The organism is Metamycoplasma neophronis (assembly GCF_006491995.1).
GTDB lineage: Bacteria > Bacillota_I > Bacilli_A > Mycoplasmatales > Metamycoplasmataceae > Metamycoplasma > Metamycoplasma neophronis.
This window is the reverse complement of the sequence record NZ_VHHP01000008.1, coordinates 1-25357: the sequence shown is the minus strand read 5'-3', so window position 1 is coordinate 25357 and position 25357 is coordinate 1. Positions and strand designations below refer to the sequence as shown.

At 28.6% G+C, this 25357-nt stretch carries 22 protein-coding genes, 3 tRNA genes and 1 CRISPR repeat array; of the genes, 7 read left to right on the top strand and 18 right to left on the bottom strand.

Annotated elements, in window-relative coordinates; translation table 4 throughout:
* Nucleotides 1–238: 238 nt before the first annotated feature.
* From FJR74_RS02835 to dnaX, 7 genes are all read right to left on the bottom strand, one after another.
* Nucleotides 239–1549 (bottom strand): aldehyde dehydrogenase family protein, encoded by a 1311-nt coding sequence (locus FJR74_RS02835; RefSeq protein WP_140915026.1) that lies wholly within the window; start codon nt 1547–1549, stop codon nt 239–241.
* Between the two features lie 74 nt (nt 1550–1623).
* Nucleotides 1624–2331 (bottom strand): 16S rRNA (cytidine(1402)-2'-O)-methyltransferase, encoded by a 708-nt coding sequence (rsmI, locus tag FJR74_RS02830; RefSeq protein WP_140915025.1) that lies wholly within the window; start codon nt 2329–2331, stop codon nt 1624–1626.
* Entirely contained in the window at nt 2321–3205 is an 885-nt protein-coding gene (locus tag FJR74_RS02825) for a DNA polymerase III delta subunit-related protein (protein WP_140915024.1), read from the bottom strand. Before FJR74_RS02825 ends, rsmI begins: the two co-directional genes overlap by 11 nt.
* The gene (gene tmk / locus FJR74_RS02820) at nt 3205–3849 is read right to left on the bottom strand and encodes a dTMP kinase (RefSeq protein ID WP_140915023.1); all 645 of its coding nucleotides are present in this window, start codon (nt 3847–3849) and stop codon (nt 3205–3207) included. The genes FJR74_RS02825 and tmk overlap by 1 nt, the downstream gene beginning before the upstream one ends.
* 14 nt (nt 3850–3863) lie before the next feature.
* A complete protein-coding gene (locus tag FJR74_RS02815; protein ID WP_140915022.1) occupies nt 3864–4457 on the bottom strand; it encodes a toprim domain-containing protein in 594 nt (197 codons plus the stop codon).
* A gap of 9 nt (nt 4458–4466) precedes the next feature.
* Nucleotides 4467–4760 carry a YbaB/EbfC family nucleoid-associated protein gene (locus FJR74_RS02810; RefSeq protein WP_140915021.1) on the bottom strand — a complete coding sequence of 98 codons (294 nt, stop codon included), beginning with the start codon at nt 4758–4760 and terminating at the stop codon, nt 4467–4469.
* A gap of 17 nt (nt 4761–4777) precedes the next feature.
* Nucleotides 4778–6748: a DNA polymerase III subunit gamma/tau gene (dnaX, locus tag FJR74_RS02805; protein WP_170178332.1), complete on the bottom strand. Its 1971-nt coding sequence runs from the start codon at nt 6746–6748 to the stop codon at nt 4778–4780.
* A gap of 92 nt (nt 6749–6840) precedes the next feature.
* Here dnaX and FJR74_RS02800 point away from each other — a divergent pair, with 92 nt between their 5' ends.
* On the top strand, nt 6841–7371 hold the full coding sequence (locus FJR74_RS02800) for a hypothetical protein (RefSeq protein WP_140915019.1): 531 nt from the start codon (nt 6841–6843) through the stop codon (nt 7369–7371).
* Between the two features lie 12 nt (nt 7372–7383).
* Nucleotides 7384–7830 (top strand): bis(5'-nucleosyl)-tetraphosphatase, encoded by a 447-nt coding sequence (locus FJR74_RS08170; protein ID WP_140915018.1) that lies wholly within the window; start codon nt 7384–7386, stop codon nt 7828–7830.
* 175 nt (nt 7831–8005) lie between these two features.
* Here FJR74_RS08170 and secA read toward each other — a convergent pair whose 3' ends face one another.
* From secA to FJR74_RS02780, 3 genes are all read right to left on the bottom strand, one after another.
* A complete protein-coding gene (gene secA, locus FJR74_RS08165; protein WP_140915017.1) occupies nt 8006–10630 on the bottom strand; it encodes a preprotein translocase subunit SecA in 2625 nt (874 codons plus the stop codon).
* Nucleotides 10631–10729: 99 nt separating this feature from the next.
* Complete coding sequence (gene tig, locus FJR74_RS02785) at nt 10730–12199, bottom strand: trigger factor (protein WP_140915016.1); 1470 nt, start codon at nt 12197–12199, stop codon at nt 10730–10732.
* 62 nt (nt 12200–12261) lie between these two features.
* On the bottom strand, nt 12262–12966 hold the full coding sequence (locus FJR74_RS02780) for a hypothetical protein (protein ID WP_140915015.1): 705 nt from the start codon (nt 12964–12966) through the stop codon (nt 12262–12264).
* Nucleotides 12967–13112: 146 nt separating this feature from the next.
* Here FJR74_RS02780 and eno point away from each other — a divergent pair, with 146 nt between their 5' ends.
* Nucleotides 13113–14483 carry a phosphopyruvate hydratase gene (eno, locus tag FJR74_RS02775; protein WP_140915014.1) on the top strand — a complete coding sequence of 457 codons (1371 nt, stop codon included), beginning with the start codon at nt 13113–13115 and terminating at the stop codon, nt 14481–14483.
* 141 nt (nt 14484–14624) lie between these two features.
* Here eno and rplA read toward each other — a convergent pair whose 3' ends face one another.
* The 6 genes from rplA to FJR74_RS02745 all read right to left on the bottom strand — a co-directional run bounded on the left by rplA (nt 14625) and on the right by FJR74_RS02745 (nt 17092).
* Nucleotides 14625–15317 (bottom strand): 50S ribosomal protein L1, encoded by a 693-nt coding sequence (gene rplA / locus FJR74_RS02770; protein WP_140915013.1) that lies wholly within the window; start codon nt 15315–15317, stop codon nt 14625–14627.
* Nucleotides 15317–15760, bottom strand: coding sequence for a 50S ribosomal protein L11 (gene rplK, locus FJR74_RS02765; protein ID WP_140915012.1), 444 nt, complete (start codon nt 15758–15760; stop codon nt 15317–15319). Before rplK ends, rplA begins: the two co-directional genes overlap by 1 nt.
* A 231-nt stretch (nt 15761–15991) precedes the next feature.
* The gene (locus FJR74_RS02760; protein ID WP_140915011.1) at nt 15992–16591 is read right to left on the bottom strand and encodes an FMN-dependent NADH-azoreductase; all 600 of its coding nucleotides are present in this window, start codon (nt 16589–16591) and stop codon (nt 15992–15994) included.
* Between the two features lie 131 nt (nt 16592–16722).
* Nucleotides 16723–16796, bottom strand: a tRNA-Gly gene (locus tag FJR74_RS02755).
* A 2-nt stretch (nt 16797–16798) separates the two neighbouring features.
* Nucleotides 16799–16872: transfer RNA gene (locus tag FJR74_RS02750), tRNA-Gly, on the bottom strand.
* A gap of 144 nt (nt 16873–17016) precedes the next feature.
* A tRNA-Arg gene (locus tag FJR74_RS02745) sits at nt 17017–17092 on the bottom strand.
* Nucleotides 17093–17329: 237 nt separating this feature from the next.
* Here FJR74_RS02745 and cas1 point away from each other — a divergent pair.
* Genes cas1 through FJR74_RS08160 form a run of 3 tightly spaced genes read left to right on the top strand, consistent with a single transcriptional unit; the run spans nt 17330 to nt 19283 of the window.
* On the top strand, nt 17330–18226 hold the full coding sequence (cas1, locus tag FJR74_RS02740; RefSeq protein ID WP_140915010.1) for a type II CRISPR-associated endonuclease Cas1: 897 nt from the start codon (nt 17330–17332) through the stop codon (nt 18224–18226).
* A 4-nt stretch (nt 18227–18230) separates the two neighbouring features.
* Nucleotides 18231–18536: a CRISPR-associated endonuclease Cas2 gene (gene cas2, locus FJR74_RS02735; RefSeq protein WP_306766875.1), complete on the top strand. Its 306-nt coding sequence runs from the start codon at nt 18231–18233 to the stop codon at nt 18534–18536.
* A complete protein-coding gene (locus FJR74_RS08160; RefSeq protein WP_140915008.1) occupies nt 18537–19283 on the top strand; it encodes a hypothetical protein in 747 nt (248 codons plus the stop codon).
* Nucleotides 19284–19322: 39 nt separating this feature from the next.
* A CRISPR array of direct repeats spans nt 19323–20350; the repeat unit is 36 nt; unit sequence ATTTTAGTACTATACTATTCTTAAGCAAGATAAAAC.
* Between the two features lie 114 nt (nt 20351–20464).
* On the opposite strand, the gene cas9 is transcribed toward FJR74_RS08160, so the two are convergent.
* Nucleotides 20465–23947, bottom strand: a complete 3483-nt coding sequence (cas9, locus tag FJR74_RS08155) for a type II CRISPR RNA-guided endonuclease Cas9 (RefSeq protein WP_140915007.1) — start codon at nt 23945–23947, stop codon at nt 20465–20467.
* Between the two features lie 185 nt (nt 23948–24132).
* Between cas9 and FJR74_RS08150 the strand changes: the two genes are divergently transcribed.
* Nucleotides 24133–24531 (top strand): hypothetical protein, encoded by a 399-nt coding sequence (locus tag FJR74_RS08150; protein ID WP_140915006.1) that lies wholly within the window; start codon nt 24133–24135, stop codon nt 24529–24531.
* 63 nt (nt 24532–24594) lie between these two features.
* Here FJR74_RS08150 and FJR74_RS08145 read toward each other — a convergent pair whose 3' ends face one another.
* Complete coding sequence (locus FJR74_RS08145; RefSeq protein WP_140915005.1) at nt 24595–25122, bottom strand: hypothetical protein; 528 nt, start codon at nt 25120–25122, stop codon at nt 24595–24597.
* Nucleotides 25123–25357 lie beyond the last annotated feature (235 nt).

Here is a 25357-nt window from a genome sequence, read left to right as displayed (position 1 = left end):
ATCAAAACCATACATAATTTGATATTTTAAAAAATAGAAAAGATATATTATTTAGTTATTCAAACAACATAAAATTTGTATAAGATATTAATTAAATATTTAAAATTTGTTTTTTAAATATAGACATTATTAATGAAAGCAAGAGAAAAAACATATTTAATTTATTAAAATTTTAAAAAATCAAGGTTTGTCCTTGATTTTTGTTATTTATTATTTTGTTTTTTTGTCTTTTTATAATTTACTTGCTTTTTAATAAGGCTTTAATTAATTTTAGTTTCTTAGCTTCATTAGTTGCAAATTTATATTTAAGTGGAATATCGAAAATCCTTCCAGTTTTAGCAATATTTCGTTTTGAAGTAAATGTATCAAAACCAGTTTTACCATGATATTTTCCAATTCCAGATTTTCCTAATCCCCCAAAACCGAAGTTATTATTAGCAATTTGGATCACTGTATCATTTATTGCTGCTGTTCCACTTTTGATTGCAGATAATAGATAATTTATGTTGTGTTTATTTTGGCTGAAAATATATAAAGCCAAAGGTATGTCATGTTGATTAATTTCATCAACTACTTTCTCTAGATTTTCATATTCCAAAATTGGTAAGATTGGCGCAAAAATTTCTTCTTGCATTTCGGGTGCATCTCAATTGCTTTCTTTGATTAATAAATTCATTTGACGTGTTTCATTATATTCAATTGGCAAATGATAGTTTTTAATTCTTTCTAAATGACGGTCTGAAATGATTTTAGGCAATGCATCATTTTCTAAAGGATTTTTACCATATATTTCATGGTATCTTTCTCTAATTAATTTAACCAAAGTTAATTTCACATCTTTATGTACATAAATATAATCAGGCGCAACACAAGTTTGACCACCATTCATTAATTTTCCAAACACAATTCTTTTAGCAGCAACTTCTAAATTTGCGCTTGGATCTACTATAGTTGGCGATTTCCCACCCAATTCAAGCACGCAAGGAATCATTTTGTTCGCTGCTGCTTGGTAAATAATTTTGCCGACATAATTATTTCCAGTAAAGAAAATAAAATCAATATTTTTTTCTAGCAATTCATTAACAGTATTCTTATCACCCAAGTGAACACTTAATAAATCTTCCGGAAACACTTCTTTTGCCATTTTGGTAAGTAACTGAGATGTATGATGTGAAAATTCTGAAGGTTTTAAATAAACTGTATTGCCCGCTCCGAAAGCATCAATAAACGGAATTAAAGACAAATTGAATGGATAATTTCAGGGAGAAATAATCAACACCTTGCCGTATGCTAAAGGTTGAGTATAAAATTTGGTATTTATTAATTCTAATGAACCACGGACTCTTTTGATTTTATCTCATGATTTAATCTTTTTAATATAGGTAATAATTTCTTTAATAACAGCGCTGATTTCTGTCATTTCGCTTTCAACCTTAGATTTATTCAAATCTTGATATAAAGCATCATAAATCGCTTCTCTGTTGCTAATAATTCATTTTTTAAGAGCTTTTAAATAATAAATACGTTCTTTAATACTGATTTTTTCCATAATAGCACACTCCTTAGGTTTAAAAGTATATTTAATTATAAACCAAAAAATAAAAGAGCAACACCCTAGTTGCTCTAATTACTTGCATATTTGTTAACTTTTTCGCGTTTAGGTTTAATTATTTCAAAAACCAATGTAAACTCCCCACGAGGACTTTCACTTTCAAATATTGCTTTAATTTCAGCGGGCGTTCCTTCGTATGATGTTTCATGCATTTTTGTCATTTCTTTAATTAAATATAATTTAACATTATTGCCAAAAACTACTTCAAAATCATCAATAGTGGCTTGTAATTTATGCGGTGAAACATACGCTACATATGTACCAAAAGTTAATGATTTTAGTTCGTTTTGTCTCATGCCAGATTTATCTTTTAAAAAACCTAAAAAAGTGAACGTATTGCTGAAATTAGCTTTAATGATAGCGTGCACCATTGCAGTCGGTCCGCCAATGACATCAATAAATATTCCTTCAGCCTTAGCCTTATTAACAATTTCAAACCCAGGATCAGAAATGCAGGGCATACCGGCATCCGAAATTAAAGCAACTTGTTTACCACTTTTAATTAAATTAATAATTTTAGGAGTGATTTGACGTTCATTAAAATTATGGTACGAGATTAATTGCGGTTTATTGATATTAAAATGCTTCAATAACTTGACACTAACCCTGCTATCTTCACACAATACTATATCTGCATCTTCTAATGTTTTAATCGCTCTCAAAGTAATATCTTCTAAATTCCCAATTGGGGTTCCAACGATTGATAATTTATATTCCATATATCATCTCCAAATTGACTATTAAAGCAGCTTTTTGTAAATTAAAATTGCAATTCATTCTTACCGATTTTAGCATTTCATCGAATGCTTCTATCGCTTTAAATGCGCTGAAATTCGTGAATGTTTTTCTTTTTAAATCTTCTCTTCTCAATATCACAAAATCATTATTTCCTATATTATATTTCAATATATCTTGATAAATAAGTTTTATAAAGTTAATTAAGTGTGCATAATTATCTTTATTCATATTTGTTGCGATATGAGCAAGTAGCTGCTCAGGATATTTATATGATGCAATAATGGCAACTTCGAACTCAGAAAATAATTTGATTAAATCATCTTTTTTATTTTCATTATCAATGTTATTTAAGATAAAGTAATTAGTATATGCGGCATTAGGTTCGTCTAATGTTATTGTGTTTTTAATATCAATTAAAAACGCACGCGATTTAATGGTTTTTAAAACACTACTTTTTTGTTTGGTAGTCATCAAGACAATTAAATTAGCTGGTGGGTTTTCTAGAAATTTTAGTAAGCTATTCAATGTTTGAGCTGTACCATTTTCAATGTTTTTAATTATTAAGAATTTGTATTTATTATTGTGATTCGAATTACTTTCATTCATTAATTTCATTGCATCAAGTACTTCTTGCTTACTAATAGTTTTTTGCGAACCATCAATACAAAAATACAAATCACCAAAGATGATTTCGTTTCATTTATAAAAATTCTCATGATTAACACGGTTGATAAATTCAATTAAGTAATTATCGAAGTTATTTAGTGTCGAACATGAAAGCAAATACACTTGTTGCAATTTGTTATTTAAAATACTATGATCAATTATCTGAATAAAAGTTGAATTAATATTCATTATAAAACTTCAATTTCTTTTAAGATTTTAAGAACTTTTTTGAATAATTCAATAATTGAACAATTTGCATTTATAACTTTGAATTGTCCGGGGTTATTTTTAATAACTTCTTTATATGCAGCACGCAATCTGTGATAGTATTCAACATCATCTGTTTCTAATCTATCAGCTTCACCACGAATTTTGGTGATTCTTTCGACTGACATTTCTGGTTCTAAATCAAAGAAAATAATTAAATCTGGTTTGGTATTATTAGTTGCAATTTCGTTTATCGACTTGACTTCGTTGAATCCAACACCACCAAGAATACCTTGATAAACTAATGATGAAGTTCAATAACGGTCTGAAATAACATTTTTACCGCTTTGTAATGCTGGTCAAATACCTTTTTCTAAATTCAATCTACGGCTTGCGGCAAATAGCAATGCGTCAACCATATGACTGAATTCATTTTCATTATCTAAAATTAAATTACGAATTTTTTCAGCTTCTTTTGAAAAAGCACTTCCTGGTTCACGCGTAAAAACAAAATCATCAATTTTATTTTGAGTAATTAACTCATCTTTTAACATTTGGATAATTGTTGATTTTCCCGAACCATCCATTCCTTCAATAACTATAAATTTACCAGATTTAGCAGACATAATTTCCCCTTATTTTATGATACTTTTGTTTTATTAATTAAAGATTGTTTCAATGTTATTGGATCAACATATTCAACGGAACTACCGACTGGTATTCCCATTGATAGTTGAAACACATTTGTGAAAGCAATTTTATCACGCAATAGTTTTTGCAAATATTGCATTGTAAATTGTCCTTCAATTGTTGCAGGTAAAGCAAGAGTAATTTCGCTTTTACTCTTAGCAAGAGCTAACAATTTTTCGATATTTTTGATTACTTTTTCGTCAGGTTTTTTTAAATCATAAATACCTTCAAGTACAAAATATTTACCATCAAAAATATTCAAGGTTTCAAATTTAGCAATATCGTTTGAATTTTCAACAACCATTAGTTTTTTACTGCGGTTATTGTCTTGACAAATTTCACAAATGTGATTTTGATTAAATTGATTACATATTTCACATTTTTGCATTGCTTTTTTTAAAGCTTTTAGCGCTGCGAATATATCATCAATTGCATTTTCGGGATTATCCAGAAAATAAGTAATAGTTTTATTAATTTGGCGTTTTGTAAAGCCTGGTATTTTCTTTAATAATTCCTCTAAATTTTTAGTTTCGTTTGATTCCATTTTTATTAATTAAAAAGGTAGGCCTGATCCTTGGTATTTAGAACCTAATTCTTCATATCTTGAATTAACAGTATCAATTGCTTCATTAACCGCAATCATTACTAAGTCTTGAATCAATTCGGGGTCATCTGGATCGATTAGAGCTTCATTAATTGTGATACTTTTGATTTTACGTGAACCTAACATCACAACAGTGATACCTTGTTTTTCGATTACAAATTCTTCTTTTTCAATTTTCGATTCTTCTTTTTCCATTTCGGCTTGGATTCTTTTAGCGTTTTTTAACATTTCGTTGATATTCATGTTGTCTTCTCCTTAAATTATTTTTTTTCAGTGAAACGATCGCCAAAAACATCTTTGGCTCATTCAACTGATTGTTTTTGTTCGTTATCATATTTTGTTGATAAATCATCAAATGGTTTTACTTGACGTTTTCTAATTTCATCAATATTTTGTTTTCAATATTGACTGGCGTTTGTAATATCTTCTTTAGTTAGGCCAATCAAATGTACATAACGTCCAAAAATTGATTTAGCGGCTCTTATAACATCTTCACGATAAGCATAGCGATTCAATTGAATTACCTTATCATCATAATCTGATGTCATCATAATAAAATCTTTTGAAGAAAAGATAATTTTCATATTGCCTAAGATTGCAATTAAATCCGCGCTTTCTTTTGGCAACTTCGCATTAATTAAAGCATAATGTAACACATCTTGGTTAGTGAAATCAGCATTTTCAAAACCTTTAGTTTTTACCTTCGCATGTTGTCTAACTAACAAACAGTTGATAACTGTATCTAAGTCAACATGGTCGTTTCCTACTTTGAATTCTTCCACAGTAATATTATCATCATCCTCAAAATCACTTGACATTACAAAATCATTATCATCTTCAAAATTAGATGTTACGATTTCATCAGTTCTTTCGTTTGCATCTAAAACATTTTCTGTTTCTTCTAATAAAAACTCTTGGGTTTTTTGTAATACGTCTTCAACATTAACACGCTCAATCTTAACAGCTTTTTCAGCTTGTTCTTGCTTTTCGGTGAATGTATTAGCAATGTTTGATAAGTTAAAAATTGAATTTAATTCTGTATTATTTGAGTTTTTCTTTGGCTCAGTAATTTCGTTGTGAATAACAAAGTCATTTGTATTGCTTTCAACTGCTTTTGGCATTTCGATCACATGTTTGTAATTTTCATTACCAACTTTTGCTGAAGTTAATTTGATTAGCAATAATTCGAATGCTTGCTGTGGCATATCCGAAAATTTAACTTCTTTAAGGCCTTCACTAAGAATTTTTAAATATTCATAAGCTGCATCTTCAGAGATAGTCATTTTTCTCACTTGATCTTTTGTTATTTCATCAAGCAGACTATCGTCACCAGTTTTAGCAAACACAATTAAATCTTTTAAAATCGCTATCAATTGATTTAACAATCTTTCAATATCAGCTCCATTGTCAATCAAAGTTTGTTTTATTTTTAAAACTCCTGGTAATTTATGTTCATATATTACTTGCAATAAATCTAGCGCATTTTGTGTATTAGCAATTCCAAATAATTTTTCAATCATGTCAACAGTAATTTCATTATCTCCAGCATAAATTGAAATTTGGTCGGCAATACTTAACGTATCACGGAAACTTCCTGCACCTAATTGTGCAATCATTTTAATTGCTTCATCTGTTGCTTTGATATGCTCTTTTATAAATATATCTTTTAATTCATTTTCTAAAATAGCATTTTCCATTTTTTTGAAATTAAATCTTTGTACCCGACTTAAAATTGTCAAAGGTATTTTTTGCGGGTCCGTTGTTGCTAAAATGAAAATAACATGAGCAGGTGGTTCTTCTAATGTTTTTAATAAAGCATTGAATGCACCTTTTGATAACATATGAACTTCATCGATAATATAAATTTTGTATTTACTATGGCTTGGTAGATGTTTGATTTTTTCCCTTAACTCACGAATATCATCAACTCCCGTGTTAGATGCTGCATCGATTTCAATAATATCTAAATTTCTATCTATACTTTGAATGCATTCATCACAAGGAATTAATTTATCGGTTTTGTGATCACAGTTTATTGTATTAGCAAAAATTTTAGCTGTACTTGTTTTCCCATTACCGTGGGGACCGCAAAATAAATAAGCGTGACTAATTTTATTATTTAAAATAATGTTTTTTAAAGTAGTAACAATATGGTCCTGTCCTTTTACTTCATCAAATCGTTTTGGACGATATTGTCGATACAAAGCGATGTATTTATCTGATAATGACACATTTCCTCCTTTGGAAAGAATTAACTATATTTTACCAAAAACTAATATTAAGGGGTTTTATTATTTATAATAATAGTAGTAAGAGAGGACACATGAAAGATAAAACGGTTTTTTTCGACATTAAGATAAAAAACATATTTAAATTGTTCACTTTTATTTGCTGATTTGCAATACTTTTTGCATTTGTGGCAATTATATTAGCTGCGCTATATAATCCTGAAGCAAAGATTATTACTTTGGCAGGTTATGGCATTTGCGAAGCTTTAGTGGCAATTTATTTAGTATTTTACTTAATTAATTTCTTTACAGCATATCGATTTAGAAAGGATATAAATAGTCCTAAACTGTTTAAAGTTTTATTGGCGTTTGCAATCATTATCGCCCTTACTTTAGCAGCCACGATTATCAATGCATTATTATTTTATTCATTATCAAATTCATATACAACAACAGTAGCAAATAATGGCAACATCCAAAGTATGAAAGAAAATATTAAAATTTTCAAAGTTGAATTATTTATTTCGGGTTCATTATTATTAATTTCATCAATTACAACAAGTATCGTTTCTCAAATTATTTTGAATAAGTATTCAAAAACAATTAAAGCAAAACAGGTTGAATAAGGTGGTGATTATATGAAAAAAGAAAAATCTTGTGGAGCAGTTATATTACGGGAAATAAATGGTAGGCTTAATGTTTTATTAATTGAACAAAAAGCCGGACATTGAGGCTTCCCTAAGGGGCATGTCGAAGGAAAAGAAAGTGAAGTTCAAACAGCTATAAGGGAAATCAAAGAAGAAACAAATCTTGATGTTACATTAATTAAAGATTTTAAGGTAACAACAAAATATTCTCCTTTTCCTTTAACAATGAAAGAAGTGGTTTATTTTTTGGCCTTCCCATTAAATAACAACTTAATTAAACAAGAAGAAGAAATCAATGTCGTAAGTTGAGTTCCCGTTCGTGATGCAGAACTATATAAAATAACTTATGAAAGCGATATTAATGTATTAAACAAAGCAATCGAATATTATTTTGATAATATTCACGATTTAAGAAAATTAGCAATTTTAAAAGATTAAATTAACTTTATAGCAAAATAAATCAATTAAAAAAAACATCTGTGCCAATCATACAGATGTTTTATTTTTATTGACTAATTCAAAAAAACTAATAAAAAACCAGAGTACAAATTATTATATTTGCCTTCTGGTTTTAATTTTGTGCTTAATTATTTAGTAATTAATAAATTTATTATTATAAAGCTGGTTTAATTTCTTCGGCTAGGGCATTATTTTCAATGGGATTATTTGCTTTTTCGAATTCTTTTTCGGTAATTTTAAATTCACGAAGCAACTGTTCTTTTTTAGATGCAATAACATTTTCAATTTCTTCTAATGATAGACCACGCTTAATTAAATGTTCATGTTCGCTTGCCAATAAATGATTAATAAAGTTAATTTTCTTAAGGTTATTATCATTTGAATCATTTTTATTCATCATGTTTTTGAAAACTCATTGAATGTCAAGACTATTTGTTGCCGGCATAGCATCATAATTTTTCATTAAATTTACCGTTCCGCCAATGGCAATTGTATTAGTTAATTCTTTGAATTTCTTTGAACCTAATTTGGTATAAACTTGATATGGATTTTTTTGAGCATATTGAACTAAGTGAGTACTACGTCTTAATTTATCCATAACATTAATGTGGTCTTGTCAAGCTAAATCAAATACTCTTAAAATAATTTCTCTTTCAGATTCTGCTAATCCACCCACGCCAAATTTGTTAATTAGATTTTGACGTAATTTTTCATATTCTTTATTTCAATTATCACGAATATAATTAATTAAATCTTCTCGATCAAATTTTCTAATTTCATCTGGTGTGAATTGTTTATTAGTTAATTGCATAAAATTATTGTTGACATAGTTACAAAATCCTTCAAGGTCAAGGGTGTTATTTTTCTTAACAAAGTAAGGGTTATTAACTGTTTGTTCAGCAGCCACTGCAATCATTTTACGAATGATGCTACCTAAATCATCACGGTTTAAAATCAAGTCACGTTGTTCATAAATTAAATCACGTTGTTGACGAATAACGTCATCAAAGTTAAGAACGGATTTACGTGAGTCATAGTTAAAACCTTCAATTTTCTTTTGAGCTGATAAAAATGCTTTTCTAATTGATTCGCCCGCAATTGGATCTTCACCGTAAGATTTAAAAATTTCTTTTCAATGGTCTTGGACTGAGAAACGCAAAATCAATTGGTCATCTAATGATAAAAAGAATTTAGTATACCCAACATCTCCTTGACGCCCTGAACGTCCTTTTAATTGGTTATCAATCCGTCTTGATTCGGCTTTTTCAGTACCTAAAACATATAATCCGCCAACCTCAAGCGCTTCTTTAGAAGGCTTAATGTCAGTTCCCCGTCCCGCCATGTTAGTTGCGATGGTAACTGCGCCTAATTGACCAGCTTGAGCAATTATTTCAGCTTCTGAAGCATCTTGTTTAGCATTTAAAACTGTATGTGGAATCCCTTCATTCAATAGATATTCATGTAAAACTTCCGAGTCATCAACTTGTGCAGTACCTATTAAAATTGGTTGTTTACGTTTATAAACGCGTTTTACTTCTTTAACGACTGCTTTTCATTTCGAATGCATGTCAACATAAATTTCATCTTTATCATCAATTCTGACCACTGGTTTATTAGTTGGTACAACATTTACCCGCATATTATAAATATCAATGAATTCTTTTTCTTCAGTTAAAGCAGTACCAGTCATACCACTAATTTTTTTGAACAATCTAAAAAAGTTTTGATATGTAATTGTAGCCAATGTTTTTGTTTCGTTTTCAACTTCAACACGTTCTTTTGCTTGAATAGCTTGTTGTAAACCTTCTGAATAAGCACGACCTTCCATAATACGTCCGGTGAATGAATCGACTAATTCTATTTTGTCATTTCTAACAATGTATTCAACGTCTAATTTCATAACCTTGTGAGCTCTTAAGGCGTTTTGAATACGGTGTACTAATTCTGAATTTTGAATGTCATATAAGTTTGTAAAATTAAAGTATTTATTAGCTTTTTCGATCCCCTTATCAGTTAAATATACCGACTTAGTTTCTTCATCAATAAAATAGTCATCTTGATTTAGTGTACGAACAAATAAATCGGCAGCTGTGTATAAATTACTTTCATCATTGTCACCACCAGAAATAATCAAAGGTGTTTTAGCTTCGTCAATTAATATTGAGTCGACCTCATCTAATAAAATATAATCAAGTCCCCTTTGAACTTTTTCTTCTTTTGACATAACCATGTTATCACGTAAATAGTCAAAGCCAAGTTCTGAGTGCACTGAATAAACAACGTCACATGCATATGCGGCACGTTTTAAATCGGTCGCCATTTGGGCTTTATTGATTCCAACACTTAATCCTAAAAAGTTAAATACAAGACCCATTTCTTCAGCGTCCCGTTCGGCTAAATATTCGTTAACGGTTGAAACAATAACACTATTCCCGGTTAATGCATTTTGATAAACCGGAGCAATCGAAGTAATAGTTTTACCTTCCCCAGTTTTCATTTCGGCAACTGAACCTAAATCAAGAATAATCCCACCAATCATTTGCACATCATATGGGCGCTTCCCTAATACACGTTTAGTAGCTTCACGAGAAACTGCAAACACTTCGGGGCGGATTTGTTCGGGGGTTTCACCTGATTTTAATCTTTCTCTAAACTCGTTAGTTTTATGTTTTAATTCTTCATCAGTAAGTTGTGAAATTTTTGGTTCTCAATCGTTAATTTTTCTTAAAGTAGCTTCTGCTATACGCATTTCTGCTGATTTAAATTTAAATGACTTCATAAATATATATTTTATATTAAATAATTAATATAAACGGAAAAAAATTAGGATAACTTAAAAACGATATAAAAAAACCGGAAAATCATTCCGGCTTAATTATTATTCAGCTTTGTTTAATTCTTCACTAACAACTTCAACAGTTTCTTTTTCTTCAGCTTGTTCTTTTTCAACTTCAGCTAATTGTTTAGCTGCTTCACGTTTTCTGTTAACTTCTTCAATGATTGCTTTAGTTTGTTCTTCTTCGTAGTCAGCTACAGTTTTTTTAGCAGCTTCGAATTTTTCATAGTTTTGAGCATCATTGTCTTTCATTAAAGTAGCAACGATTTTTTCGTTAATTAAGTTGGTTTGAACATTTTCAAATTTTAAGATTTGTTTTACGTGATCAATTGGTAAATTGTACATTTTACCTAATTTAGCACATTCTGCTTCATAGTCAGCTTCAGTAACTTCGAATTTTTCTTTTTTAGCGATTGCACCAAAAATAAAAATTTTCTTTAAGTTAGGCATTGCTTGTTCTTCGAAAGAATGCATAATTTCTTCTTTAGTGTTTTTGCTAAATTCTAAGTATTCTTTTTCAGAAATTTGTTGTTGTTTTAAGTTATTTAAGAAGTTTTGGTAGTATTTAGAAGCTTCTTCGTGAACTAAGTTGTGAGGTACAGTAACTTCTGATTCAGCGATTAATTTTTCGGTAGCTTTTTCAATAAATTCATTTTGAACTTTCACTGATTTTTCTCTTAAAGCTTGAATTTCAACGAATTTTTCGAATTCTTTTAATGTTCTTACGTTTGGTAAGTTAATTTGTTTTACGAATTCTTCATCGATTTCTGGGTAGCTTGGAGTTTTTACAAAGTTTACTTTAACGTTGAATACAACATCTTTTCCAGCTAATTCTTTAGCGTGGTATGCTTCTGGGAATTTTAAGTTTAAATCTTTAACTTCGCCTTTTTTCATTCCCACCATTTGTTCTTCAAAACCTGGAATAAATTGATGTGAACCGATAACTAGGTCAAATCCTTCAGCTTCGCCACCTTCAAATTCTTTACCATCGATAAATCCTTTGAAATCAAAGTTTACAGTGTCGCCTTCTTTGATAGCTTCTTCTGAATCTAACATAACAACGTAATTTGAAGCCAATTGTTTTTTAACAGCCTCTAAATCTTTTTCTTCTACTTCAACTGATGATAATTTAACGCCAAGTTTTTTGTAGTTTCCTAATTTTACTTCTGGGAATAAAGCAAATGTAACTTCAATAACAGCTTTAGCAGGTGTTAATTCAGCAACATCTAAGCTTGGTTGTCCAATAATTTCGTCGTCTTTTTCAATTTCTTTAACGATGTGTTCGTCATAAACTTTGTCAATTGACATTCTTAATGCTCTGTCTAATATATCGATTAGGTTAATGTGTTTATCAGCTTCACGTGCTGGTGCTTTACCTTTTCTGAAACCTTGTACAGTTACGTTTTTTCTTAATTCAGCCTTAGCTTTTTCTTGAGCTTCTTCTCATTCTTTACCTTCTAAGGTGTAAGAAATTTTTAATTCTGATTTTTCTTTGTTAATTAATCTTGACATATTTTCTCCTTAAAATAAATATCTTAATTATTATAATTAATTTAAGTTAATTAATTCATTTTTTAACGAAAAATTGCATACAATTTTTTTTCGCTTTCGTCTAATTCGTCGACATTTTTTTCTCCATATAAAACACCAACAACATCGACTATTTGAATATAGTCATTTTGGGTCTTTTTAAGCAAAATATCAACTCAGTTTTGAAACAAATAAGCTGAAAACACTTGCCGTGCAATTTTATTTTTAGCAACATCTTTATTAAATGTAGCAAAAATTTCATCTTGCATTTTTAGAATTTCTTTATTTTCTAAAAATGAGCCTAATTTAACTGGGTTAATAATTTCGTTTTGAACTTTGTAATCATAATCAATTTTGGCATTGTAAAGTAGATCATAAACCAATGTTTGAAATCCGGCATTATCAAATCCTTCTGAATTAAAGAAATATTGAAACTCTGAGGCATATTGTTTTAAATCTTCACGATTTTTTAATTCATTATAAATTAGCATAAATACATAATCCATTTTTTTATTTTTCAATGAGTTAATCATGGTTAATGTATCTAAATTGGTTTTTGTGATTAATTTATTTTTCTTAATTTGGAAAACAATATTTTCTCTTAAGCTTTCAATGTCTGCTAACTCATTGCGAGTAACGAAATTCTTTTTAGCTTCATCTATTAAATAAATTGCTTTTAAAGGATCTTCTTTACGAATTTCTTCGACTTGTTCATATAATTTATCAAATTCTTTTTCTTCTATATTCATAGTAAAAATTTTAGCACGATTTTAGATAATTTAGCACTCTTTTATTTAATTGCTAAAAATCGTTATTTCATTTTATGTTAAAAGTGCCTGTCAATAATTTATAATATAAATGTATTTATAATTTTTAATTTATTCAAGGAGACACAATGTCAAAAATAATAAAAATTAATGCATATGAAGTTTTAGACAGTCGTGGTAATCCAACTGTTAAAGTTGAGTTAACAACTAAAAAAACTTATGCAGAAGCTTTAGTACCATCAGGTGCTTCAACAGGTTCAAAAGAAGCCTTAGAATTAAGAGACAAAGGAACAAAATACGAAAGTAACTGATTTGGTGGCAAAGGTGTTCAAACAGCTTGTGACAATGTAAACAATATCATTGCTAAAGCTTTAATTGGCAAAGATGTTAAAAAACAATTTGAATTAGACAAGATCATGCTGGATTTAGATGGAACTCCAACTAAATCAAAACTTGGGGCAAATGCAATCTTAGCCGTTTCATTAGCAATCGCTAAAGCTGCTGCCCAAGAAAACAAAATGCCACTATATGAATATTTAGCTTCATTAGATAACCGTCAAGCATACAAACTACCAGTTCCAATGCTAAACGTTATTAATGGGGGCGAACACGCATCAAATACCATTGACTTCCAAGAATTCATGATCATGCCTTTAGGTGCTCATTCATTCAAAGAAGCAATGCAAATGGCAAACTATGTATTCCACACATTAGCTAAATTACTTAAAAAAGCAGGACACGGAACCCAAGTTGGTGATGAAGGTGGTTTTGCGCCAAACTTAAGAACACACGAAGAAGCATTAGATTTTTTAGTACAAGCTATTAAAGAAGCAGGATTCAATCCGGCTACTTCTGGCGAAAAAGCTGTTGCAATTTGTTTAGATGCCGCTAGTTCAGAACTATATGATGCTGACAAAAAAATGTATATTTTCAAAAAATTTAAAAAAGCTCTAGAAGAAAAAAGACCAGGCTTTGAAAAATTAAGCAATATGAAATATGAATTTACATCAGATGAATTCGTAGATTACTATGGTCATTTGATTTCAAACTACCCTATTATTTCAATCGAAGATTCACATGATGAAAATGATTGAGATGGGTTTGTTAAAATGAATAAAAAATATGGCAAGGATGTACAACTTGTGGGGGACGATTTAATCGTTACAAACCCTAAATACATTCAAATTGCGATTGAAAAACAAGCAATCAATGCTTCATTAATTAAAATCAATCAAATTGGTTCATTATTAGAAACCATTCAAGCAATTAAAATGTCACAAAATGCTAACTTTGTTCCAGTTATTTCACACCGTTCAGGTGAAACTGAAGATACTTTCATTGCTGATTTAGCAGTAGCATTTAACACTGGTGAAATCAAAACCGGTTCAATGTCAAGAACAGACAGAATTGCTAAATACAATAGATTATTAAAAATCGAAGCCGAATTAGGTGCTAACGGAAAATACGAAGGCCGTAAAACTTTCACTAACTTAAAATAGTATTATGAGAAAAATATAGTCGTCAATTATTATTGACGGCTTTTTTATTTGATTCGATACTTATGTAATTAAAATTTTTTTATAAAAAAAGCATGCAAAATAAAAACCCGAACTTGCGTTCGGATTAATTATTAAATTGAATTAGTCAATTTTAACTTTAACAGCTGGTCCCATTGAGGTTGAAACAACGATGTTTAGAACGTATGTTCCTTTAACTGTTTGTGGTTTTAATCTCTTAATGGTTTGGATTAAAGTTTCAGCATTTTCTGCTAATACTTGTGAATCCATTGATTTTTTACCAACAGAAGCGTGAACAATACCACCTTTGTCAGCACGGTAGTTTGCTTTACCTTTTTTAAGTTCTTCAACAGCTTTAGCTGCGTTTGTAGTAACTGTACCAGTTTTTGGGTTTGGCATTAAGCCTTTTGGTCCAAGTTTTTTACCGTATTTACCTAAAACTAACATCATTTTAGGGTCTGCTACGATAACATCGAAATCGTATTTATCTTGATTTAAAACTTCTGGTAATTCTGATGATGAATAAACGAAGTCAGCTCCAGCTTCTAAAGCAGCTTTTTGTGCTGAAACTTCATCGGTAGCTACTAAAACTTTAACGTTTTTACCAGTTCCGTGAGGTAGCACAACAGCGCCACGTAGTTGTTGGTCTGATTTTCTTGTGTCTAGGTTTAATCTGATAGCGATATCTAAAGATTCGTCGAATTTTGCGAATGATGCTTTTTTAGCTAATTCAATAGCTTCTAGTAGTGGAAAAACATCTTTTTTGTTTACTAAAGCTTTTGCTTCTTTAACGTTTTTTGAAATTTTTCTAGCCATTAGTTTGCACCGCCTTTAACTCATTCGTCGTAACCTTCAACAGTAATTCCCATGTTTTTAGCTGTACCAGCAATTTGTTTCATTGCTGATTCGATTTTAACAGCATTTAAATCAGGCATTTTGTATTCTGCGATTTCTTTTAATTGTTCTAAAGTAATTGAACCAACTTTTTCTTTATTTGGTTTTGAACTTCCCTTTTTAACATTAGCAGCTTGAATTAGCTTATATGATGTTGGAGAAGTGAATAGTTTGAAGTCAAATGATTTGTCTTCGTAAACTGTAATTAAAACAGGAACAGGTTCTGAACCTCTTTCTCTGGTTTTGTCGTTGAATGCCTTTGTAAATTCTGGCATGTTAATTCCGACACCCGCTAGAGCTGGACCTGGTTTAGCTTGACCAGCAGCGAATTGTAATTTTGCTTTTTTAACAACTTTTTTAGCCATGTTGTATCCTTTCGATAATGTGGTGCAAATGAATTTTTTGTATTTTTTTATAAAATTCTCCCACTTGCAAGAGGCAATTAACAATTGCATTTAGAATTATAACAAAAACCTTTAATTTTAAACAAAATATTTATATTAAAAATATAAAAATAGGCCGCCAAAGTCTCATATTTTGCAACTTGAACTTGGTGCCTATTTAATAAAATTAGTTATTTTATCAACAATAAATAATTAAAATTCCTTAGCAAGCGATGCTAATTCATTTTTCTTTAATTCTAATAATTCTTGTTTTGATTTCGTGTTTAAAGGTTCAGCTTTTACGCCATCTAATAAAACTGTTGGGTTAACTTTAGCCCCCAAGAAGTTTCAAATACCTTCTAAATAGTTCACATGACTTGCTCATGGATATCATCCTAACGGTGCTCCTTGAGTTGCAATAATTTGAATTTTTAGATGATCTAATAAGCCAATCGATGAACCATTTTTAGCATATTTATATGAAAATGTTTTATTTGCTACTGAAATTCTGTCAAAAAAGTTTTTCACAGTGGCAGGAACATTAAAGTTAATCATTGGAGCATTCATAATAACCTTATCAACTGATTTTAATAAGTTAATGTATTTATCTGAAAGTTCTTCATTGTAAAATGAACCTAAGTTTGCTGAAGTTAAAGGCAATGTAGACATCGGTTCCATATTTAAATCTAAAGAAATAATTTCATCTTCAGGGTGACTTTCTTGATATTCTTTCACAAAATAATCCATTAATATTGTTGAAATTGAGGTTTCGCGCGGCATTGGCGAACCATATAAAACTAATATTTTTTTCATTTTTTCTCTCTCCTTGTTTTATGTTTATTTTTAGTTTATATTAGTTATTATACTAAAAAACACATTAAATTAAAAGAGGCCAATGGCCTCTAGTTCTAAGTTTAAAGCGGTTTGCGCTTTTTTCTTACATATGGTGCGGATGAAGGGAATCGGACCCTCGTATTCAGATTGGCAACCTGATGTTCTACCATTGAACTACATCCGCAATGGTGCAAGTGATGGGAATCGAACCCACGTATTCAGCTTGGAAGGCTGAAGTTCTACCATTAAACTACACTCGCGATGCTTAATTATTATACATAATTTTTTTAATCGCATATAAAATTTTTTTAATTTTTTTATCATTTATAAACGCCCTTTTAGGTGAACCTTTTTTTATAAATATATTTATTTTGATTAAAAGGTAAAAAAAATATAAAAAAAAATGGCGATCGCGGCAGGAATCGAACCTGCGACAACAGGCTTAGAAGGCATGTGCTCTATCCCCTGAGCTACGCGACCGTCGCATATATTATTTTAGCATATAAAAATTTTAGTTTACGAAAAAAAATATTTTTTTCTGTTGCTTTTTTTACTGACAAAATTTATTTAATGTTGTTAGTTTTCATACATAAATTTAATTTATTTATTTTTCAAAGAAATTTAAATTGTATTTTTATCTTTTTTTAAATGCTTTTTTTAAATATTAAATTAATTGTTTTAAACTCATTTTGCTTATTTAAGCAGAAATGAGGTCAAATGAAAAAAATAATTGATGTCGTAGAATGCGACTATTTATCAGTTTTTCTAGGCAATTTAATTATTAAAAAAGAACAAGGTAAAATTAGCATACCTACCAATAATATAGATACAATTGTTTTTGAAAATACTAAAACAACCATATCAATACCTTTAATTAATAAACTTATTGCTGAAAAGGTAAATATTATTATATGTGATGATAAACACATACCCTTAGCACAAATCATGCCTTTCAATAGTTATTTTAATAACAAGGTTTTTCTATCGCAACTCAATTGAGATGATCGCTATAAAGCCATTACTTGAAAAAACATCGTGAAATCAAAAATACAAAATCAATTAAATTTGTTGAAACATTTTAATTTAATAGGTTTTGATGATATAAAAAAGATGGAAAACTATATACTATCTGTCAAAGTTGCTGACTTATCTAATTGCGAGGCGCACGCGGCCAAACTTTATTATAAATTATTGTTCGGAAATGAATTTAGGCGCGAAAGAAGCGATATAGAAGATGAAACTAACATTATGTTAAATTATGGCTATTCAGTTTTATTAGCATTTTATAGTAGATCATTAATAAATCAAGGTTTTGATAATCGCATTGGTGTTTTTCATAAAAGTTTCAATAATCCATATTGCTTGGCTTGTGATATTATGGAAATTGCTAGAGTAATAGTAGATTATGTGATTTATTTATATAAAGAAAAACAAAGTAATTACCATGAAGTGAGCTGAGGAACATTTAAAAAAATGCTTTTTGAAAAATTGGATGAACATGTTAAAGTTAAAAATAAAACTATAAAACTTCGTGACTATATTGATATGTCAATCCGCAAAGTATTAGAAAATCAAAGTTCTGAAGAAGTAATCATTGATTGAGATTCAAAGTAGATATATGCGGATTTTAATTATGTATGACATTCAAATGGATGATGAAAATGTGCCGTTATATAATAAGTTTCGTCAAACATTAATCAAATTAGGATATGTTAGATTGCAATATTCTATTTATGTAAAATGCATTGCAAATAATAATGTTTACGAATATGAAAAAGCTAAGTTAATTAAACACATTCCAAAGCATGCTAATATTCGCATCATTTCGATTACCGAATCGCAGTATCAAAATATGGAAATATTAGCGGGAGAAAAATCCTTAAACGAATTATATTTAGATGAAAAAATATATATCGAGGTTTAAATGCTTGAGTTAAAAAATATAAACACAATTATCAACAATGAATACATGGGCATTCAGATCATCGAAATAGAAAATCCTAATCTGTTTTTAGCACAAATGTTTGAATATGAATATCAAACAGATTCGGGCAGCATATTATTAAATAGCCGCGAGACATTTATTTCAGAATGTTATTTATTATCCAATTTAACTAAAGCTAATGAATTATATAATTTCACTTCAAAAAATATCTTGTATAAAACTTTTATAGAAGACAGCCACTTTGATCCTGAAGCTATTTTATTAGCCAATCTCATAAATGAATATTGCGAACAATATAATTTAAAATTCGCAAATAATTTACTTGATTTTAACTTAGATAAAATTAAGTTACTTAAAGCCATAATTAATATTAATGATAACTTACTAATCAATAAAAATATTTTATTTAAATGATTAGAATCATCAAAAAACTCAACAAAACAAACAATCATACTCAATAACTTCGATAATATTAAATTAAAAGAATTGCTAAAACATACTAATTCTTTTAATTTCATTTTATTCACAAACAATATGTGAAAATATTGCTCAGATTGAGATGATTTAGAAGCATGCAGCTTTTATTATAAAAATGAATTTATTTCTTTCCAAGATATCAATTTACTAAAAACTTTTATATTTCAACAGTTCCCCGGAATTAGTTTTGAAACCTTAGCTTCTGACTTCGACATTCAAAATCGAATCAAAAAGTTATTAATTCAATAATTTTTCGCCAAAAAACATTGAGTTTTTCAACAAAATGACATTTTAGTACTATACTATTCTTAAGCAAGATAAAACTTTTTAATTTATTTAAAGACGCGTTAAATAATTTTAGTACTATACTATTCTTAAGCAAGATAAAACGCAGAACCATAAAGTCCTTGTGCAGTGCGCAATTTTAGTACTATACTATTCTTAAGCAAGATAAAACATTAGATACGACATACATAAAAGGAGCTGAATTTTAGTACTATACTATTCTTAAGCAAGATAAAACATCGATTTAATTGTTAGAAACGAATGTGTTATTTTAGTACTATACTATTCTTAAGCAAGATAAAACAGCTCGAACTATTTTTGAGTGCTGATTCTGATTTTAGTACTATACTATTCTTAAGCAAGATAAAACTAAAAATTCGAATTATTATTATGATAAGTTATTTTAGTACTATACTATTCTTAAGCAAGATAAAACATTATCTTATGTTTTGCTAAAATGTCGTGGATTTTAGTACTATACTATTCTTAAGCAAGATAAAACGAGCAAAAAGAAAGTTTTTGGGAGTATATGATTTTAGTACTATACTATTCTTAAGCAAGATAAAACTTGTAAAACCGATTAAATTAGCCTTGTAACATTTTAGTACTATACTATTCTTAAGCAAGATAAAACACTTTAAATTTAATTTAAAGAAAAATGGTAATTTTAGTACTATACTATTCTTAAGCAAGATAAAACAAATAACAAGCGATCAATTAGGAGAACTTGATTTTAGTAATATACTATTGTTAAGCAAGATAAAACTGTGAGAAGATTTAATGATTTATTCAAAATATTTTAGTACTATACTATTCTTAAGCAAGATAAAACAATAATTGAACTAATCGTTCAGAATTTTTAAATTTTAGTACTATACTATTCTTAAGCAAGATAAAACCTTTTCCAAATTCAACACACTGTCTCATTAATTTTAGTACTATACTATTCTTAAGCAAGATAAAACCTCCTGACGAGGTAGAAAGAGTAATGCGTAATTTTATTACTATACTATTCTTAAGCAAGATAAAACATACGGAAAATATTTATATCTTTTTGAATTTTTAATTAGAAAATAAGGAACTATTTTGTTTTAATTCTATTTTCTATAAAACTACCTGCCCGGATCTGCGGGCAGGTAGTTTTTTTAAATTATAGGGTTATTACATTTTTTATATTTTTTAAAAATAATGTTTATTTTTGTTCTTGTTCTTTTTTCTTCATTAGAATTTTTATTTGTAAAAACTTTTTTGCTTAAATTTTTAAACTCTATAGTTTGATTTTCAAACGCTGCTCCAACTAAATAGTAATCTTGATTTTCTTCCGTATTGTTAAATATATTACCCTTAAATCAAACATCAATCGGCTTATTCTCTAATGGGATATCTTTAGAAAGTTTAGCCTCATTTAGTTTATTAGTTATATAAATTGACTCATCTTTAAAATCAACTTTTTTGCTTGTAAAACGATAAATTTTTGCGTTCACAGGAATGTATGCATATTTATCTTCGTTTGTTTTGTATATTAATAGCGCTACTCAATTAAAGCTTTCTTTAAAAGATTTTCTGTCATTAGGATTTATTCAGACGTTTTCTTTAGTAATTAAATCTTTTTTACAAATTTTTAGAGTGTTAATATACGATATTTTGTTTTTATCCAAAATGATAAATTGTTTATTTTTTAATGCTCTATCTATCATTTTTTCATCAATCAAATCAGGATAAATTTCTGGTAATGCTTTCATATATTTAGTAAAATCACCAAACTCTGCGAAGATTTTTTGAAGTTTAGCAAATTCTTGAGGGTGGCTTCTATACATTAAAATATCGTTTAGATCACATTCATTTTTTTTATTAAAATATTTTTCTTTTAGATCATAAACAGAAATTTTTTGAACCTTCTGTATTTTATCGGGGTTTTCTTCAGACTCTTTAAGTGCATAAAGCGTTTCATTAAATAATTCTACATTGTTACGTTTTATAACTTTTCTAGTAAAACTTACTTTGTTTAAAATTTCCTTTTCTTTATCTGAATTCTCAGTTCCTAATGAAGCAGCTACGATATTTGCAATTTTAACCGAGTTAAATGTCAAATCTTCTACTTTACAAATAAAAGATCCATCCTCTTTATCAAAAACACTTCCTTTATCGATATAAGAAGATTCTAAAATAGCTCAGTGGTTTTTAAAACTGTTAATATTATTTGCGGCAATAGCTAAAATGGACGCATCGATTGCATGATGAGAATATATATCACGGTCCTTAGGTGTTAGCCGCGCCATTTTCCTAATTAAACTTGTGAATTTTCCTCTAATAGGTTCAACCAAAAATTGTTTGTTGTGAGCCTTGGAATAATCTTTAAGTTGTTCTAAAAATATTTTGCAAGCGTATCTTGTATCATTCAAATTACGTTGCGCGAATCCTAATTCATCACTCGGTGTAATAGTTTCATGCAATAAATATTTATATTTTGTCATTAGCTCATCATAACTTTTAAATCAAGGTAAACCATCCATTTTGTTTTTTTTATCTTTGTCATTAGCTTTAGAAATTCACAAATTATAAGTTCTTTTTTTCATATTATCGAATTCTTCAGCACTTAAGAAATCCTTAGGAACTCTATTACCTTTTATTCGGTTTGTTTCTTTTAAAACCAAAACTTTATTTCTTATAGAGTCATCAAATGATTGACTTTGGGGTAGTATATGATCGATTTCTGTATATCCAGGATTATTAATTAATTTTTTAAGCTCAATTTCTTTTCCAGTATATCAATCTAAATGTTCTTGTTGAAATCAAAGTAATAATTTTAATTTTGTGTGTGTATTAAAGTCGCTTGCTTCTCAGTTCATCCCTGTTAATTCATTTACTCGTGCTATTATATCTTTATTAACTGATTCATTTTTTTTGTTTTGTTTTGTAATATTTTTTCTTTCCTCATCACTATTTTTATCGCGGGGCATTTCTAAGCCGATTTTAGTAATTAAATACTCTTTACCAAATTGTTTGATGATTTGATTGAATACTTTAATACTTTCTGCAATAGAAGTCTTGACAGAAGGAGATATAATTGCGTCTTGAATAAAAGTTGAACTCATGTATTTTTTGTCTTGGTTAGCTTCAGTAATATTATTAGCTTTATTGTATTCAATAATCGCTTTATATAAATCAGATTTTTTGTCAAATTTTATTTTTTCTAAATTAGTTATTTCTTTGCATAAATCCGGAATTGCTAAATAGAAAACTCCTAAAGAAAGTGAGTGAGTTTTACTTCCTTTTATGGCGTTATTTTCAGCAATTAATTTTATTGCTTTTTCAATTTGTTCTTTTTTCTCTAAATATTTAGCAAAAATTTTAATTATGTTATCTTTGCTTAATTTTTCAATTCTTTTATCAATTTGTTTATCATAAACAATATCAGCATAAATTGTGTCCAAATCCTTTAATCAATTAACTAAATTTTCATAACTAAACTTATTTAAATCTGCGCCAGATAATATTAAAGAATGCAATAAATTAAATGTTATAGTAGGTTTTTTATATTCCGTGCTTTGATTTTTAAAACTATCTTTAGAAATAAACGGATATTTTTTATTCATTTCCTTTTTAATATCATTTACTGATAATGAGGAAGCTTTATCTTTGGTCAGTAGCTTATTAATTAAGTTTTTTAACAATGCCTCTTTGGCTTCGCTATCCATTTTTACTTCGCCACTTCTTTCTTCGGCGTTTTCGAAAAATGTCGTATTGTTAAGATCTTGTAAAATGTCAAAAAACTCAGCGCTAGGTGTATTAGCCGGTGCTCTAAATTCATTTTTGAAAATACTACATTTCCCAGTGGTTTTTTCTCAAATGAAATTATATTTTTTTACAACCTTGCCACTTTCATCTTTTTGATAAATACCATATGGGCTTGGGCTTTTAATATTTCCCGGACCTTCTTCAAATGATCTGATGTATGTAAACAAACTTAAGAATTTATCAAAAAATTCTTTGATCTTTTCATTATAAAAAGCTGATTGAATGTTGAATAATTCTTTTAACTCCGCAACTCACATTTTATTTGAAAAATGGTTGCCGGTATTTGCTTCGATATTTTTTATTTTGCCATATTTATCAAAAAATTCTTTTTCTATTAAACTAGGAAATTGTTTATCATTGGCAAAATTAATAGATGTCGAATCATCATCCTCTTTTTTGTCTTTATCATCTGTAATTTCATAAAAAACACCACGGTTTTTTAAATAATCATGCAAAATTCAAACTAACTCTTGTGGAGTAATTTTTTCTGATAATGCTTTTACTTTGGTGTTGATTATATACGGATTTATTTGTGAAGCCTTTAAATAAACATCTAATAAATCAGTTTTATTTTGCAAAGGTATTCCTAGAACATCTTTATATTCTAATACCAACTCAGCAAACTTATTTTTTTTGAAAGCCTTTCTTCTGATGCTTCTTCTAATTCCTCTTTTTTCTCTTCTATCTTGGGCTAAATTTGGTTCATTAAATAAACGAGAGCCTAAGGCTATTACATCGTTTGTTTCATTATCAATTAACGATCAGCCAACAGAGCCTATACCTAAATCTAAACCCAAAGATACTTCTTTTAATTTTTTTGAATCTTCCATATTTCTCCTTATATTCTTATTAAATTATAAAATAAGTAATTTATTTTGTTTAACTTTAACGAAAAAGTCATATAATTATTGTGGTACGAAAATATCTATTTATCTTGCTTAAGAATAGTATGTACTAAAACAAGGCTTTATGCCGTAAATACCGCCTAAGGCGGTTCTTTTTTTTATAAAACCCGATGACTACTTCTTTTCTTGCTGAAACAGGTGCTCGTTGTCGTAAGTATTCTACTTCTTTAATTATTGCTACCCAAAATGTTAAAACCTTTACTGGAGATCCGGAAATTCTTTATCAATCAACACGGATTATTAATAACACCCAATATTCAATGTCACTTGGTTTAAAAGAAAACGATATTGCGGAACTGGATAAATTATGAGAGCCAATTGGGGGTTTAACTGAACAAGAAAAAGAATATCTAGCTTCGGCTCAAAAAGGAGATTGTATCTTTTCAACTTCATCTCAAACCAGAACCCAATTACAAATCGATATTGGTGGTGATATTGCATTTAGAAAATATGCTAACTTTATTAAAAATGATCATGAGATTAAAAGCCAAGAAATCGAAGAAGAGTAAATAAAAAGTAGGTTTGATTACCTACTTTTTTTAATGTATTTAAATATGTTTTTATATTATTAATTAGAAAGTAATATATCTTGAAATGTAGTCAATAAGTTCTTGTTTTTGATCTTCAAATTCAGGTTTAACTTCGATATATTTGTATTCATATAAATCTTGCATGGTATACATATTATTACGGTTTTCTTCTTCTTGTTTGTCAAAATTTTTGGCTTTTTCATCTAATGCTTCAAGTTCTTCTTGGGTAATATTATCTTTACTTAAATCTTTAATTAATTGTTCATTAAATTGTTTTAATAATACATAGTGATTAGCTTTTTGAATAAGAACACTTTGATTTTCAATCTTATCAGTTGGTTGGAACTTTTGAATGATTGGTAAGTATTCTTCGGTAATTCTTTGGTTTATTTCTTCTGAGTTAGCTTTTCAACTTTGGACTTCTTTTAATAAAGCTGATTGTGATGTTGGGTTATTTTTATTGTCGTCATTATTTGAAGGACTAGAACAACTTGCGGCAACAATAGGAAGTGCCATAATTGGGGTGAATGTTAATGATAATAGTGCTAGTTTTTTAATTTTCAATTTCATAATGTTTCTCCTTTTTCTTATATTAATATTATAATCTATAAAAACAAGCAAAATTTGAAGTTAATTATCTGATCGAACTTATAGTGTTATATTATTTTGAAAAATTGAAAATGTAGAAATAATATGATTTTAATTATGGCGGTTTTAAAAATACAATATTTTTATAAAAACGTGTAATAAATTTTTTTTAGTTTTTTTAAAATTTAATAAAATACTCTCAAACATTTTATAGATT